The organism is Micromonospora foliorum, assembly GCF_022229015.1.
Classification (GTDB): Bacteria; Actinomycetota; Actinomycetes; order Mycobacteriales; family Micromonosporaceae; genus Micromonospora; species Micromonospora foliorum.
On record NZ_JAKKFF010000218.1, the window covers coordinates 1 to 14,152 of the forward strand.

The 14,152-nt window shown below is 71.5% G+C and carries 13 protein-coding genes; 1 reads left to right on the forward strand and 12 read right to left on the reverse strand.

The features are described 5' to 3' along the window. The 7 genes from PSH25_RS16795 to efeU form a co-directional block, all read right to left on the reverse strand. Nucleotides 1-402: ComF family protein (locus PSH25_RS16795; protein ID WP_372492804.1), on the reverse strand; the 402-nt coding region annotated here is incomplete at its 3' end. Nucleotides 403-406: 4 nt separating this feature from the next. Beyond that, entirely contained in the window at nt 407-2,185 is a 1,779-nt protein-coding gene (locus PSH25_RS16800) for an LpqB family beta-propeller domain-containing protein (RefSeq protein WP_238659994.1), read from the reverse strand. Nucleotides 2,186-2,217: 32 nt separating this feature from the next. Continuing rightward, nucleotides 2,218-3,975 (reverse strand): MtrAB system histidine kinase MtrB, encoded by a 1,758-nt coding sequence (gene mtrB / locus PSH25_RS16805; protein ID WP_238659977.1) that lies wholly within the window; start codon nt 3,973-3,975, stop codon nt 2,218-2,220. 12 nt (nt 3,976-3,987) lie between these two features. Beyond that, nucleotides 3,988-4,677: an MtrAB system response regulator MtrA gene (gene mtrA / locus PSH25_RS16810; RefSeq protein WP_110564421.1), complete on the reverse strand. Its 690-nt coding sequence runs from the start codon at nt 4,675-4,677 to the stop codon at nt 3,988-3,990. A 226-nt stretch (nt 4,678-4,903) separates the two neighbouring features. Beyond that, complete coding sequence (gene efeB, locus PSH25_RS16815) at nt 4,904-6,181, reverse strand: iron uptake transporter deferrochelatase/peroxidase subunit (RefSeq protein ID WP_238659978.1); 1,278 nt, start codon at nt 6,179-6,181, stop codon at nt 4,904-4,906. Between the two features lie 19 nt (nt 6,182-6,200). Then, entirely contained in the window at nt 6,201-7,334 is a 1,134-nt protein-coding gene (gene efeO, locus PSH25_RS16820; protein ID WP_238659979.1) for an iron uptake system protein EfeO, read from the reverse strand. A gap of 22 nt (nt 7,335-7,356) precedes the next feature. After that, nucleotides 7,357-8,262, reverse strand: a complete 906-nt coding sequence (efeU, locus tag PSH25_RS16825; protein ID WP_238659980.1) for an iron uptake transporter permease EfeU — start codon at nt 8,260-8,262, stop codon at nt 7,357-7,359. A gap of 161 nt (nt 8,263-8,423) precedes the next feature. On the opposite strand from efeU, the gene PSH25_RS16830 reads away from it, so the two are divergent. Next, nucleotides 8,424-8,582, forward strand: coding sequence for a hypothetical protein (locus tag PSH25_RS16830; RefSeq protein WP_238659981.1), 159 nt, complete (start codon nt 8,424-8,426; stop codon nt 8,580-8,582). A 161-nt stretch (nt 8,583-8,743) separates the two neighbouring features. Here the strand turns inward: PSH25_RS16830 and ahcY are convergent, their stop codons facing one another. The 5 genes from ahcY to PSH25_RS16855 form a co-directional block, all read right to left on the reverse strand. After that, nucleotides 8,744-10,243 (reverse strand): adenosylhomocysteinase, encoded by a 1,500-nt coding sequence (gene ahcY / locus PSH25_RS16835; protein ID WP_091394012.1) that lies wholly within the window; start codon nt 10,241-10,243, stop codon nt 8,744-8,746. 277 nt (nt 10,244-10,520) lie between these two features. Beyond that, nucleotides 10,521-11,684 carry a mannose-6-phosphate isomerase, class I gene (gene manA, locus PSH25_RS16840; RefSeq protein WP_238659982.1) on the reverse strand — a complete coding sequence of 388 codons (1,164 nt, stop codon included), beginning with the start codon at nt 11,682-11,684 and terminating at the stop codon, nt 10,521-10,523. A gap of 3 nt (nt 11,685-11,687) precedes the next feature. Beyond that, nucleotides 11,688-12,695: a cation diffusion facilitator family transporter gene (locus PSH25_RS16845; RefSeq protein ID WP_238659983.1), complete on the reverse strand. Its 1,008-nt coding sequence runs from the start codon at nt 12,693-12,695 to the stop codon at nt 11,688-11,690. A gap of 67 nt (nt 12,696-12,762) precedes the next feature. Continuing rightward, nucleotides 12,763-13,959 (reverse strand): SIS domain-containing protein, encoded by a 1,197-nt coding sequence (locus PSH25_RS16850; RefSeq protein ID WP_091394020.1) that lies wholly within the window; start codon nt 13,957-13,959, stop codon nt 12,763-12,765. After that, on the reverse strand, nt 13,956-14,141 hold the full coding sequence (locus PSH25_RS16855; protein WP_091394023.1) for a Trm112 family protein: 186 nt from the start codon (nt 14,139-14,141) through the stop codon (nt 13,956-13,958). The genes PSH25_RS16850 and PSH25_RS16855 overlap by 4 nt, the downstream gene beginning before the upstream one ends. Nucleotides 14,142-14,152 lie beyond the last annotated feature (11 nt).

A 14,152-nucleotide genomic window follows, 5' to 3' on the forward strand; every position in this document is an offset into this window, starting at 1 on the left:
GCGGCAGTGCCGGGCCAGCCGGTCGAGGTGGTCCCCGTAACGGGACCGGGCCGCCGAGGCGGTGTCCGGGACCGGGACCAACGCCAGCGGACGAGCCCCGCCGACGGCCGCCGCGACGACCTCGGCGAGCAGGGCGCCGAGCGGGCGGGCCAGCCCGTGCCGGCCGTGTTCCTTGTACGCCAGCAGAGCCTCACGCAGCGGACCCGCGTACGGGCCGAGTGCGACGCAGGACGGCAGGCCCGGCGGGGCGGGGGTGGGGCGGACCGCCCGTGGCCGCAGGTCGCCCAGCGCGGCGACACAGGCTGGGCAGACCCCGTGCCGCAGACCGGGGCGGCGCTCCCGACAACCGGCGCAATCGGCGGGCAGCACCAGGTCGGCGAGGTCCGCCCAGAGCCCGCTCACCTGATCAGTAGAGGAAGAACGGCGCGGACGGGTTGCTCGGTCGCACGCCGGCCGGCACCGGGGCGATGTCGCGTACCCGGCCGGGCTCGATCCGTTCGAACGGGCTGCTGCGGTAGGCCACCCCGTTCGCCTCGTACATGTAGGCCCCGCTGGGCACCCGCACGCTGGGGTTGGTCGGGTACGCGGCCAGGTGGTTGACCTTGGCACCGAGGTCGGTCCGCAGCGGCGTCTCCAGGGCGCCGTCGACACTGATCTCGTAGATCGCCGGCTGGCCGACCGACCCCGCCACCACCAGCTGATCCTCCCTGCCCCAGTCGACCGCCGTGGGGTTGGTCAGCGAGGTGACCAACTCTCGGGGCGGGCCGATGGAGACCCCGCCATTGTCGAGGTTGACCGCGGCGACGTAGAGACGGCCGCCGGCGATCAGCGCGACCCGCTGGCCGTCCAACGCGGCGGCCACCGCGGTGGCCTCGGTGGAGGGCAGGTTGAGCGGCACCGGATACATCCGGGCCATCTCGTCGAACCGGTAGAGCTGCCCGTCGGCCACCACCAGGCCGCTGCCCGGACGGGAGTCGACCGTACGCAGCCAGACCGGCCGGCTCATCGAGGAGTACTCGGTGCCGCTGCGGCTCAGCACGGAGACCGGGTCGGCGCCCGTGCCCACTACGAGTCGGTACCGGTTCTTGCTGCTGCCGGTGACCACCATCGCGGCGAGGACCCGCCGGTCCTTGGCGAGCCCGAGGCTGGCCGAGACGACGTTGCGGTTGACCTCGGGCGTCAACGGCACCGTGCCGCTGGGTTCGCCTTCGAAGTCGAGTGGGTGAATCGTGCCGTCGTACACGCCGAACCGCTGGGGGCTGGCGGCCTGTGGGTAGAGCGCCTGGGAGTCCCGTCGCTCGCTCAGGTCCACCACGGGTTGCGCGTTGTTGCGGATCTTCAACTCCAGCTGACCGGTGAGGTCCCCCAACGACCAGGCGATCTGCGTGATCAGCTGTTGGATGCCGTTCTGGTCGTCACCGGACATGTCCAGGTTGACCTCCCACCGACCGTTTCCGCCGGTGGCGTTGTTGATCAGCTCGGTGCGGTCCGGCAGCCCGACGACTCCGGGGCGCAGCCAGTCGGAGGGGCCACCGACCAGCCATTTCACCACCTCGTTGACCCGCCGCTCGACCGGCACCGTCTGCGGCCGGTAGCGCTGGTCGGGCACCAGGCGGGTGCGGTCCGAACTCCAGAAGTAGATCGTCTCGTCCTGGTAATACTGTCGAAGGGCGGTGTCGCTGAGCAGCAGCACGTTGGGCGGGTTGATGACGTACAGGCCGGCCCGGTCGTCGTTGACGCCGCCGTTGAACGACGCGCTGCGCAGGCCGAACTCGTACTCCGTCTCGGTCGCCACCGGCGGGGCCAGGGTGCCGTTGGCCCGCAGCACACCGATCTGCTGCACGGCGATCTTCACGGTGGTGGTCGAGTCGCTGTTGAGGGTGTAGACCGCCTCGCGCAGCCGGACCACGTTCAGCGCGACCTCGCTGCCCTTCTTGTCCTGTAGGCGGATCTTGTCCTCCGGGGCGATGAACGCCTTGACCCGCTCGTACGCCCGATCCGGCTCGCCGGCGGCGGCGGACAGGAAGTTGCGGACGAACGCCTCGTTGACGCTGCCGCTGGCTGTCCGCGTCGGCGGCTCGCTGCCCCGGCTGATCACACTGGCCTCGGTCGCGGCACCGCCCTTGCCGTCCACCCGCACGTCGGACGTGGCCGGGATGCCGCAGCCGGCGCCCAGCAGCACCATCACGCCGAGGGCCCCGAGCAGAGTCGGCCGTCTCACGAGTGCACCTCCGTCCGCTGCCCGTCCCCGGCCGGAGCCGGGCCGATCGCCAGTGCCCCGCCGGTGCCGGGACCGATGGCCAGTGGGCCACCATCGCGGGGGCCGCCGAACGGCAGCGCGGCGTCGGCCGGCACCAGCCGCAGCGGCGAGGTGGTCAGCCGGTCGCCGGCGCGGGCCGGCAGGGTGAGCCGGAACTGCGCGCCCTGCCCCGGAGCACCCCACGCCTCCAGCCAGCCGCCGTGCAGCCGAGCGTCCTCCAGGCTGATCGACAGGCCCAGCCCGGTGCCCCCGGTCTGCCGGGCCCGGGACGGGTCCGCCCGCCAGAACCGGTTGAACACCAACTTTTCCTCGCCCACCTTCAGCCCCACCCCGCGGTCGCGGACGGTGATCGCCACGGCGGTCTCGTCGATGCCGAGGGTGATCAGCACCGGGCGGGCCTCACCGTGCTCCACGGCGTTGCCGACCAGGTTGCGCAACACCCGCTCGACCCGGCGCGGGTCGACCTCGGCGATCACCGGCGTGCCCGGCAGGTCAAGTTCGATCGGTACGCCCACCCGCTCGGCCAGGCCAGCCAGCCGGTCGACCACCCGGTGCACCACCGGCACCAGGTCGGTCGGCTCGGAATCCAGCATGGCGAAGCCCGCGTCGAACCGACTGATCTCCAACAGGTCGGTGAGCAGCTCCTCGAATCGATCCAGCTCGGCCTGGAGCAGCTCGGCGCTGCGCGCGACCGCGGGGTCGAACTCGTCGCGCTCGGCGAAGATCAGGTCAGCGGCCATCCGGACCGTGGTCAGCGGGGTACGCAGCTCGTGGGAGACGTCCGAGGTGAAGCGTCGCTGCAACCGGGACATCTCCTCCAGGCGCAGGATCTGCCGTTGCAGGTTGGTGGCCATCTGGTTGAACGAGGCGGCGAGCAGGGCCAGGTCGTCCTCGCCGTTGACCACCATCCGCTGGTCGAGCAGGCCCGCGGAGAGCCGCTGGGCGGTCCGTGCGGCGACCCGGACCGGGTTGACCACCAGCCGGGTGACAAGCGCCGCGAGCAACCCGAGCAGGATCACCAGCGCGACCCCGGTGGCCACCACGGTGGCTCGGGCGTCGGCGGCGGTGACGTCCTGCCGACCCAGCGGCACCAGGTAGTAGAGCTCGATCTGACCGAAGCGGGTGGGCACCGGCGAGCCGTACACCAGGTATTTCGTGGTCTCGCCGGTGAGTCGCCCGGTGCGGATCTGGCTGGCCACCTTGCCGTCGGCGATCGCGGCCCGCAGCTCGGGGCTGATCAGCGACTGGACGTTCGCGGACGGCGAGGTGCGCGTCTGGATGTCGTTGGGATAGTCGTCGGCGGTGATCGCCACCACCACCCCGCTGGTCTGCTGGGGGTCGCCGCCGGCCAGGTAGTTGACCGTGCCGTCGATGGTCTCCTGGAGCTGTGCCTCCTGCGGCTGCCCGTAGAAGGAGACCTGCTTGGCCGCGTAACTGGCACCGCTGGTCACCCGCTGCCGGACGTCGCTGCGAGCGCTGTCGAGCAGGATGGTGGTGATCTTGTCAGCGATCAGGAACGCGAACCCGCCCACCAACAGGCTCGACGCGACCAGTGTGATGGTCACGACCCGGACCTGGAGCGAGCGGCGCCAGGTCTGGTGCGCCCGACCCACCACCCGGGCGACCCGACCGCTCACCGCACGCCAGAGCTCCCCGCCGGCGCTGGGCCGGCGGGCAGCCGTACTCGGGGAGGGTGGGGGCGGGGAGGTCGACACAGTGCGACCAGGCTATCCGGTCCCCGCCTTGTAGCCCACGCCCCGCACGGTGAGGATGATTTCCGGTCGCTCCGGATCGGGCTCGATCTTGGCCCGCAACCGCTGGACGTGCACGTTGACCAGACGGGTGTCGGCCGCGTGCCGATAGCCCCAGACCTGCTCGAGCAGCACCTCACGGGTGAAGACCTGACGTGGCTTGCGGGCGAGCGCGACCAGCAGGTCGAACTCCAGCGGAGTCAGCTTCACCTCCTCGTCGTTGCGGCTCACGGTGTGCGCCGGCACGTCGATGGTGATCTGGTTGTCGGGCGGCCCGATGGTGAGCATCTCGGGGGCCACGTCCTCACCCCGGCGCAGTCGGGCCCGCATCCGGGCCACCAGCTCCTTGGGCTTGAACGGCTTGACCACGTAGTCGTCGGCACCGGACTCCAGGCCGAGCACGACGTCCACGGTGTCGCTCTTGGCGGTCAGCATGACGATGGGCACGCCGGACTCCGCCCGGATCGACCGGGCGACGTCAATACCGCTCATACCGGGAAGCATCAGGTCAAGCAGCACGATATCGGGACGGCTGTCGCGAAAAGCGGCCAACGCCCGCTCGCCGTCCGCCACAAACGAGGGCTGGAAACCCTCACTGCGCAGCACGATGCCGAGCATCTCGGCGAGCGCGGGGTCATCGTCGACCACCAGTACGCGGGCTCTCATGGGATTAATATTGCATCCTCATTCGGTTCGGTGGGACCGGCGTCCGCCGGTAACGCTTCGCGCCGCCGTCAAACCGGGTGACCGCGGTCCGCGGCGGCGGCGCCACGTGCTGCGGTGCCCGGCGCACGGACGGACCGTGGGCCAGGCTGCCACCATGATCCCCCTTCGGCGCCGCCCGGCGCCACCGCAGGCTGGGCCGATCCGGCTGTCGCCAACCGGACGACGGTCAGCCGAACAGCCCACGCCCCCAGTGGTCGCCGCCGTCGCGTACCCCGGGCGGGCAGGCGAACACCCCGCTGGAGACGTGTCGCAGGTACTCGTTCATCACGTCGTGCCGTGCCAACTGGGTCTGGATCGGCACGAACTGGCGGCGTGGGTCGCGCTGGTAGGCGATGAAGAAGAGGCCCGCGTCGAGTCGGCCGAGGCCGTCCGAGCCGTCGACGAAGTTGTAGCCCCGGCGCAGCAGTTGGGCCCCGCTGTTCCGGCTCGGGTGGGCCAGCGCGACATGGGCGTGCTCGGCGATCACCGGCTTCCCGTCCGCACCACGCGCGGCGAAGTCGGGCTCGTCGAACTCGTCGCCGCGACCGAGCGGCGCGCCGCTGCCCTTGGCCCGACCCACGATCTCCTCCTGCTCAGCGAGGGAGGTCCGGTCCCAGGTCTCCACGAGCATCCGGATCTTGCGGGTGACCAGGTACGAGCCTCCGGCCATCCAGTCCGGCCCGTCGCCCGGCTGCACCCACAACTGGTCGCGCAGCAGGTCGGTGTCCTCGGCCTTGAGGTTGGCCGTGCCGTCCTTGAACCCGAAGAGGTTGCGTGCGGTGGCCTGGTCCCGCGAGGTCGACGAGGTGCGGCCGAAGCCGAGCTGCGACCAGCGGACGCTCACCACGCCCATGCCGAGCCGGGCCAGGTTGCGGATCGCGTGCACCGCCACCTGCGGGTCGTTGGAGCAGGCCTGGACGCAGAGGTCGCCGCCGGAGAGCTGCGGCTGCAACGCGTCGCCGGGGAACTTCGGCAGCTCGGCAAGGGCGGCCGGCCGCCGGTCGGCGAGGCCGAAGCGGTCCCGCCCGTCGGCGTCGCGGAACAGCGTCGGCCCGAAGCCGATGGTGAGGGTGAGCTGCGAGGGAGGCAGACCGAGCGCTTCGCCGGTGTCGTCCGGCGGGGCCTCCGGCATTCCGCCGACCGCACCCAGCACCCCGGCGTCGCGCCCCGCGGTCATCCGGGCGGCGGCAGCCGTCCACTCCTCGAGCAGTTCGACCAGGCGGGCCCGGTCCTTGGTGATCACGTCGAAGGCCACGAAGTGCAGCCGGTCCTGTGCCGGGGTGACGATGCCGGCCTGGTGCTCACCGTGGAACGGCACCGCCCCGGCCGGGTGGTCGCTCGCCGCGGCCGGGCCGCGGGAGCCGTTGACCAGCGCCCCCGCGCCGACCGCCACTCCCGCGACGCCGGCCACCCCCGCGCCGGCGAGCGTGATCGCCCGCCGGCGGGTCAACCTGCTCCCGCTCATCACTCCCCCTGACGTCCGGTCACTTGGCGACGGCCGCGGCGACCTTGCTGATCGGCTCGGCGAGCGCGTTGATCCCGTCGGAGAGCTCCTTGAGCTCGGCCTTGCTCAGCGCGGTGTGCAGCTTCCACCCGTCGCCGTCGCGGTGCTTGCCGAGCAGCCCTTCGACGTTGGCGAACTCGGTGTCCAGCTGCGTGACCAGCTCCGGCGAGCGCTGCTGCAGCGCGGGGCGCAGGGCGGACACGGCGGCCTTGGAACCTTCGAGGTTGGCGGCGAAGTCCCACAGGTCGGTGTGCGAGTAGCGGTCCTCCTCGCCGGTGATCTTGCCGCTGGCGACCTCGTCGAGCAGTTCCTTGGCACCGTTGGCGAGCTGGAGCGGGGAGAGCTTCTCGGCGTTCGCCTTGGCCACGATCTCCTTGACGTCGACCAGCAGCCGGTCCGCGATCGGGCCGTCCTTGCTGATGTCGCCGGACTGCCAGAGGTCCTTCTCGATCCGGTGGAAGCCGGTGAACTCCATCCCCTCCTCGATGACCTCCTCACGGCCGTCGATCTTGGGGTCGAGGTCGCCGAAGATCTCGGCGACCGGCTCGATCCGCTCCCAGTAGGTGCGGGCGACCGGGTAGAGCGCCTTGGACTTCGCGACATCGCCGGCCTTGACCGCGCCGACGAACTCCTCGGTCTTGTCCAACAGCGCGGCGGTCTGGCTCTTGACGTAGCGCTGGTAGTTCTCGGTGGCGTCGCCCAGCGCGGCGTCGGCGGTGAGCGGTTGCGCCGACCCGCTGACCTTGAGCGCGCCCCGGATGCCCTTGCCACTCATCCCCGGCTTGCAGGCCGTCTGGTACGTGCCGGCCGGCAACTCGACGTGCAGCTCGCGGCTCAGCCCGGGGGCGATGTTCTCCACCTCGCCCATCACCCGGTCGCCGTCGGCGTACACGTAGAACTCGGTCACCTTCGCGCCCGAGTTGGTGATCTTGAAGGTGGCGGTGCCGGCACCCAGGTCGGTCGAGCCGACCTCACAGGCGGTGTCGCTCGCCTTGACCACGATCGGTCCGCCGGACGCCGCCGGGTCACCCTTGTCGGAGTCGGAGCAGGCGGCCAGACCGGCCGTCGCCAGGACGCCGGCGGCGGCCAGCGCGAAGAACTGGGTGGTACGCATCTGAGCTGTCTCTCCTCGTGGGTCAGGCCCGCTGCGACGTGGACGCCGCCTCGGCCTCGGCCTCGGCGCCGGTGTCGGCCCCGCGCTCGGTGACGGTGGTGGTGGTCGCGGTGGGCACCGGCTTACGCCGGGCCGGTCGCAGGAAGAGCAGGAGCACCGGTACGGCGTACGCGACCCAGGCGATCGTCTCCAGCACGGTGGGTGCGGGAGTCACGTTGAACATGCCGGCGAGCAGGGCCGCGTACCAGGTGGTCGGGTCGAGCACGCCTGTGATGTCGAAGGCCAGGTCGTTCAGGCCGGGCAGGACGCCGGCCTCCTGGAAGTCGTGCACGCCGTACTTGAGGATGCCGGCGGCGACCAGGATCAGCAGCGCGCCGGTCCAGGTGAAGAACTTGCTGAGGTTGATTCGCAGGGCGCTGGCGTAGAGCAGCACGCCGAGGACCACGGCGGTGACGATGCCGCCGATCAACGCGAGCAGCGGGCCACTGTCGCCGGCCGCGCCCTGGGCGGCCGAGTAGAAGATCAGCGCGGTCTCCAGGCCCTCGCGGATCACCGCGAGGAAGGCCATTCCGGCGACGGCGAGGGACCCGACGGCCAGCGCCTCGGTGAGCTTGCCCCGCAACTCGCCGGCGATGGTCCGGGCGGCCCGACGCATCCAGAAGATCATCCAGGTCACGAAGACCACGGCGGCGACCGAGGTGATCGCTTCGAACAACTCCCGGTCCTCGGAACGGGACAGCAGCGAGGTCGACGTGTACTCGATCAGCCAGCCGAAGAGCACCGAGAGCGCCACGGCCAGGCCGACGCCCGCCCAGACCTGCGGCAACCGGTCCCGGCGCTGCGACTTCACCAGGAAGGCGACCAGGATGCTGACAACCAGGGTGGCTTCCAGCCCTTCCCGCAGGCCGATCAGATAGGTGGCGAACATCCGGGCTCCGAGTAGGTTAGGCACGCCTTGGCTGACTTAGGGCAGGCATACCTTCCTCCCTGCTCAGGGCCCTCGTCAAGTCGTTCACGACAAGCTCACTAAGCCCGTGTCGAGAACCGTCGACCGCCCGGCCGCCGGTCGGCTGTGGAAGGATCCCCGCCGTGAGGGGATTCCTGCCGTGGTTGACGGTGCTGGCCGTGGTACTGCTGCTCAGCGCGCTACGCCTGCGGGCGCTGGCCACCGTCGTGTCGGTCGGCTGGCTGGTCTGGTGCCTCTGGACGTGGTTCCGGCCCACCCGGCGCGACCCCCGCTCGGGCTGACCCGCCGGCGGAGACGCTGACCCCGCCGAGCCGGGCCGGGCCGGCGCAGGACGCTGAGCCCGCCGAGCCGGGCCGGCGGAGGACGCTGAGCCCGCCGAGCCGGCGGCGGAGACGACGAACCGGGCCGGCTGCGAACAGCCGACCCGGTCCGGAGATGTCGATCAGTAGCGGTAGTGATCCGGCTTGAACGGACCCTCCGTGGAGACGCCGAGGTAGGCGGCCTGCTCCTTGGTCAGCGTGCTCAGCTTGGCGCCGAGCGCGCCGAGGTGCAGCCGGGCCACCTTCTCGTCCAGGTGCTTGGGCAGCACGTAGACGCCGATCGGGTACTCCTCGGTCTTGGTGAAGAGCTCGATCTGGGCGATCGTCTGGTTGGCGAACGAGTTCGACATCACGAAGCTCGGGTGCCCGGTCGCGTTGCCGAGGTTCAGCAGGCGGCCCTCGGAGAGCACGATGATCGCGTGCCCGTCGGCGAAGCGCCACAGGTCGACCTGCGGCTTGATGTTGATCCGCTCGACGTCGGAGCGCTTGGCCAGCCCGGCCATGTCGATCTCGTTGTCGAAGTGGCCGATGTTGCCCACGATGGCCTGGTGCTTCATCCGGGCCATGTGCTCGTTGGTGATGACGTCGAAGCAACCGGTGGCGGTGATGAAGATGTCGGCCTGCTCGACCACGTCGTCCAGGGTGGCGACCTGGTAGCCGTCCATCGCGGCCTGCAACGCGCAGATCGGGTCCACCTCGGTCACCACGACCCGGGCGCCCTGGCCGCGCAGCGACTCGGCGCAACCCTTGCCCACGTCGCCGTAGCCCATGACGACCGCCATCTTGCCGCCGATCAGCACGTCGGTGGCGCGGTTGATGCCGTCGATGAGCGAGTGCCGGCAGCCGTACTTGTTGTCGAACTTGCTCTTGGTCACCGAGTCGTTGACGTTGATGGCCGGGAAGAGCAGGGTGCCCGCCCGGTGCATCTCGTAGAGCCGGTGCACGCCGGTGGTGGTCTCCTCGGTCACGCCCTTGATGCCGGCGGAGATCCGGGTCCAGCGCTGGCCGTCCTCGCCGAGCGAGCGGTGCAGCAGCTCGAGGATGACCGCGTACTCCTCGGAGTCGGCGGACTCGACCGGCGGGACCGCCCCGGCCCGCTCGAACTCGGCACCCTTGTGTACGAGCAGGGTGGCGTCGCCGCCGTCGTCGAGGATCATGTTGGGGCCCTGCCCGTCCGGCCAGGCGAGCACCTGCTCGGTGCACCACCAGTACTCCGGAAGGGTCTCGCCCTTCCAGGCGTACACCGGGACGCCGGCGGGGGCCTCGGGGGTGCCGTCCGGGCCGACGACGATCGCCGCGGCGGCGTGGTCCTGGGTGGAGAAGATGTTGCACGACGCCCAGCGCACCTGCGCGCCGAGCGCGACCAGCGTCTCGATCAGGACGGCGGTCTGGATGGTCATGTGCAGCGAGCCGGTGATCCGCGCGCCGGCGAGCGGCTGCGCCTCGGCGAACTCGCGACGGATCGCCATCAGGCCGGGCATCTCGTGCTCGGCGAGCTGGATCTCTTTACGCCCGAACTCGGCGAGCGACAGATCCGCCACCTTGAAGTCGCCGTCGGCGAGCGTGCTCGGCCGGGCCTCGGACGGCGTGCCGCTAGCGGACGCCGGGAGGGTGCTGGTCATGAAAGCTCCTGTCGAACGATGTCTGCGCCGACCCTCCACCTTACGCGCGTCGGCGACGGGCATCAGGCACGGTCCGCGGACAGCGCACGGGGCGGTCGGTGATGGACGGACCTTCCCGCCCACGTCCCGCCCGCCCCGTGCATCCCCCCGGTTTGGTTCCCCCGCACGTTCTCGGACCGTCGTCGCGATAACGCTGCGTACTCATAGAGTCACACTCAGGCAGGGCAGCGTCAAGCTATTCCGGGAAAGTCGGACTTGTGTCGTTCGCGCGGAGAGCTCAGCGCAGCCCGGACGTCGCCACGAACGCCACCCCGGCGCCGTCGATGCGCAGAGCCGCGCCGGACGACGTACCGATCGCCGCCTCGCCGGAGGCCAGCGTCAACGCTCCGGCGCCGTCGTCCACGGTGATCGACCCGCCAGCGCAGAGCACCACCCGGGGGCCGGGCAGCGGCAGCGTCACCGAGGGCACCGCCGCGTCGACCCGCACCCGGTGCAGCGCGAAATCGTCCACCGGCACGGGCCACCAGTCCACACCCGGGCCGACCGGCTCCGGGGCCCGCACCGGATCGTCGAGCACCTCGAAGCGCAGCACCTTCAACAACTCGTCGACGTCCACCCGCTTCGGGGTCAGGCCGCCGCGTAGCACGTTGTCGCTGGCCGCCATGATCTCCACTCCGCAGCCGCTCAGGTAGGCGTGCAGGTTGCCGGCGGGCATCCAGACCGCCTCCCCCGCCACCAGCCGCACGTGGTGCAACAGCAGCGCGACAAGCGCACCGGGATCCCCCGGGTACGCCTCGGCCAGTCGGCGGGTCAGCTCCGCGTCCGGGCCGTCGGCCGGCGCCGCCAGCACGGCAGCCAGCAGGTCGTGACGCGTGGCGACCGGCCAGCCGAGCAGCGTCCGCACCGCCGTCCGGAGCCCCGCCGGCCCGGTCCGCAACGCGGCGACGACCGGCGCCAACGCCGGTACGCCGAACGCGGCGAGCGCCTCGGCCGACTCGGCCGGATCCCGGAACCCGCACAGCGCCTCGAACGGGGTGAGCGCGACCAGCAACTCCGGCTTGTGGTGCGGGTCGGAGTAGTTGCGCTGCCCCTCCGGGCGCCCCGCCTCCGCCGCGTAGCCGGCCTGCGCCTGCTCGGCGTCCGGGTGGGCCTGCAGGCTCAGCGGAGAGTCGGCCGCGAGCACCTTGAGCAGGAACGGCAGCCGGCTACCGAACCGCTCGGACACCCGCTGGCCGAGCCACTGCCCGGGTTCGTCCCGCACCAGATCACAGAGACTCACCCGCAGACCGGCGCGGTCCACGTGGGCCGGGGCGCCCGGGTGGGCCCCCAACCACAGCTCCGCCTCCGGACCCGCGCTCGGCACCGACCGCCCCTGAAGGAGGGCGATGGCCGAGCGCGAGCCCCAGGCGTAGTCCCGGATCGGCCCGTACAGTGGCTCCACCCGTCAGCCCCCGGGCCGCCCGGCCGCCTCGCCCGACGCGTCCTGCGGCTGCGGCACGGCGGTGTCGGCGGCGGCACCGGTGCCGGCCTCGGCGGCGGCGGCGCTGTAGACGTCCGGCTCCAGGTAGATCACCCGGGCGATCGGCACCGCGGCGCGGATCCGCGCCTCCACGGCATTGATACCGCGCGCCAGGTCGTGGGCGGTCTCCCACTCCGGAACGGCGATCTTGGCGGCCACCATCAGCTCTTCCGGGCCCAGGTAGAGCGTCTTCATGTGGATGATCCGCTCCACCTCGGGGCCGTCGGTGACGGCCCGTTCGATGGTGGCCACGTCGGACGCCTCGGCGCCCTCACCGAGCAGCAGGCTCTTCGTCTCGATCGCCAGCACGACGGCGATGACGACCAGCAGGATGCCGATCATCGCGGTGCCGGCGGCGTCCCACTCGCCGTCACCGGTGATAAGCGTCATGCTGACGCCGAACAGGGCGAACACCAGACCGACAAGCGCGCCGAAGTCCTCCAGGAGCACCACCGGCAGCTCCGGCGCCTTGGCGCGGCGGATGAAGCGCACCCAGGACTGGTTGCCCCGGACGTGGTTGGACTCCTTGATGGCGGTCCGGAAGGAGAACGACTCCATGATGATCGCCGACACCAGCACGACCACCGGCACCCAGTGCCACTCGGTGATCCCGTGCGGATCGGCCCACTTGTGGTACGCCTCGTACAGGGCGAACAGGCCACCGATGCTGAACAGCACGATGGACACGATGAACGCGTAGATGTAGCGCTCCCGGCCGTACCCGAACGGGTGCTCCGGGGTGGCCGCCCGCTTGGCCCGCTTGCCGCCGAGCAGCAACAGCGCCTGGTTGCCGGAGTCGGCGACCGAGTGGACCGACTCGGCCAACATCGACGACGAGCTGGTCAGCAGGAACGCGACGAACTTGGTGATGGCGATGCCGACGTTGGCCAGCAGAGCGGCGACAATCGCCTTCGTCCCACCGTTGGCGCTCATGCCACCGCTCCGCTTCGCCGCACGAAGCCGCCCGGTCCGCGCATGACACGCCGTCCATTGCGTTCGTTCACTGGTTCGACAGCTCCTTCATCTCGGTGATGGCCGGAACGGCCATCGGGTCCAGCCCATGGGCCAGAGCAAGGTAGATCGAGGCGAAATCCGGAACGGCGATCAGCGACGCCAGCCGCTCCAGGGCGGAGCCGCCCTCGGCGGTCACCACGTCACACCGCACGCCACGACGCTCCGCGAGGGTCTGCACCGCGTCCGCGCGGCGCTCCTCGACGGCGAGCGGCTCGTCGGTGTCGTCCTCGGCGTTGAGCCCGCCGTCGCGCAGCAGCACCAGCCGCAGCCGAGTGCCCTCGCCGTCGTCCTCGGCCGGGTCGGCGAAGATGTCCCGCTCCCCCTCGGCCAGGCCGCCGAAGACCCCGTCGAGCAGCCCGACGCGACCCCGCCCGGCCTCACCCAGCGCTCCGGTGACCACCGGGTAGCGGGCGTTGGCCGACAGCGTGTCGCCGAACCGGCGGGCCGCCACCGTGGCCAGCGGGGACGAGCCCCAGACGATCGGGATCGAGCCGGCCAGACCCAGTGCCAGTGACTTGGCCGGGTTGACGAAGGACTCCGCGGCGGAGCGGCAGCGGTCGGCGTCCGCGTCCAGCCGGGCTGCGGTCTCCGCCAGGTCCGCCTCGTTGACCTTCACCAGCCCGAGGGAACGGGCGGCGAGCAGGACCGGCACGGTGAGCGCCCAGAGGCTGGCCCGGGCCGGGGCACGCCGGGGCACCGGGATGAACGGCGCCCGGGCCTGCTCGGCGATCGACTGCAACTGCGAGTCCGGGGCACCCACGGCGACGAGTCGGGCACCACGCCGGTGGGCCGCCTCGGCGGCGCCGAGCGCCTCCGGGCTACGTCCGGACGCGCTCACCGCGATCACCACGTCGGCCGCGCCCACCCAACCGGGTACGCCAGCACTGCGGTGCCCGATGATCGGGACCGGGCAGCGCGGCCCGGCGACCGTGGCCAGCACGTCACCGGTACGCCCCGCGGTGCCGATGCCGGCGATCACGACGGCTCGGGGCCGCCCGTCGTCGGCGAGCACGGCCAGGTTCGCCTCGGCCGCCAGCGCGGCGCTCTCCCGAACCTGCGCACCGGCCGACGCCGTGTGCCGGAGCATGCCGCCCGGGTCGGCCTCGGCCAACGCCTGCGGGTTGTCGAGCAGGGCCTCGTCGGCGTCCCGACGTCCGCTGACCCCGGCCGTACCGTCGATCATGAGGACTGCCCGGGGCCGCCGCGCGCCTCGTCGAGCAGCAGCACCGGCACGTCGTCGCGGACCTCGAAGATCCGGCCGCACTCCGTGCAGGTCAACGTCTGCGCCTCGGCGTCGTAGGTGAGCGGGGCGTGGTGCGTGTCCGGACAGGCAAGGATCTCGAGCAACTGCGGATCCAGGGCCATGGCACGGCTCC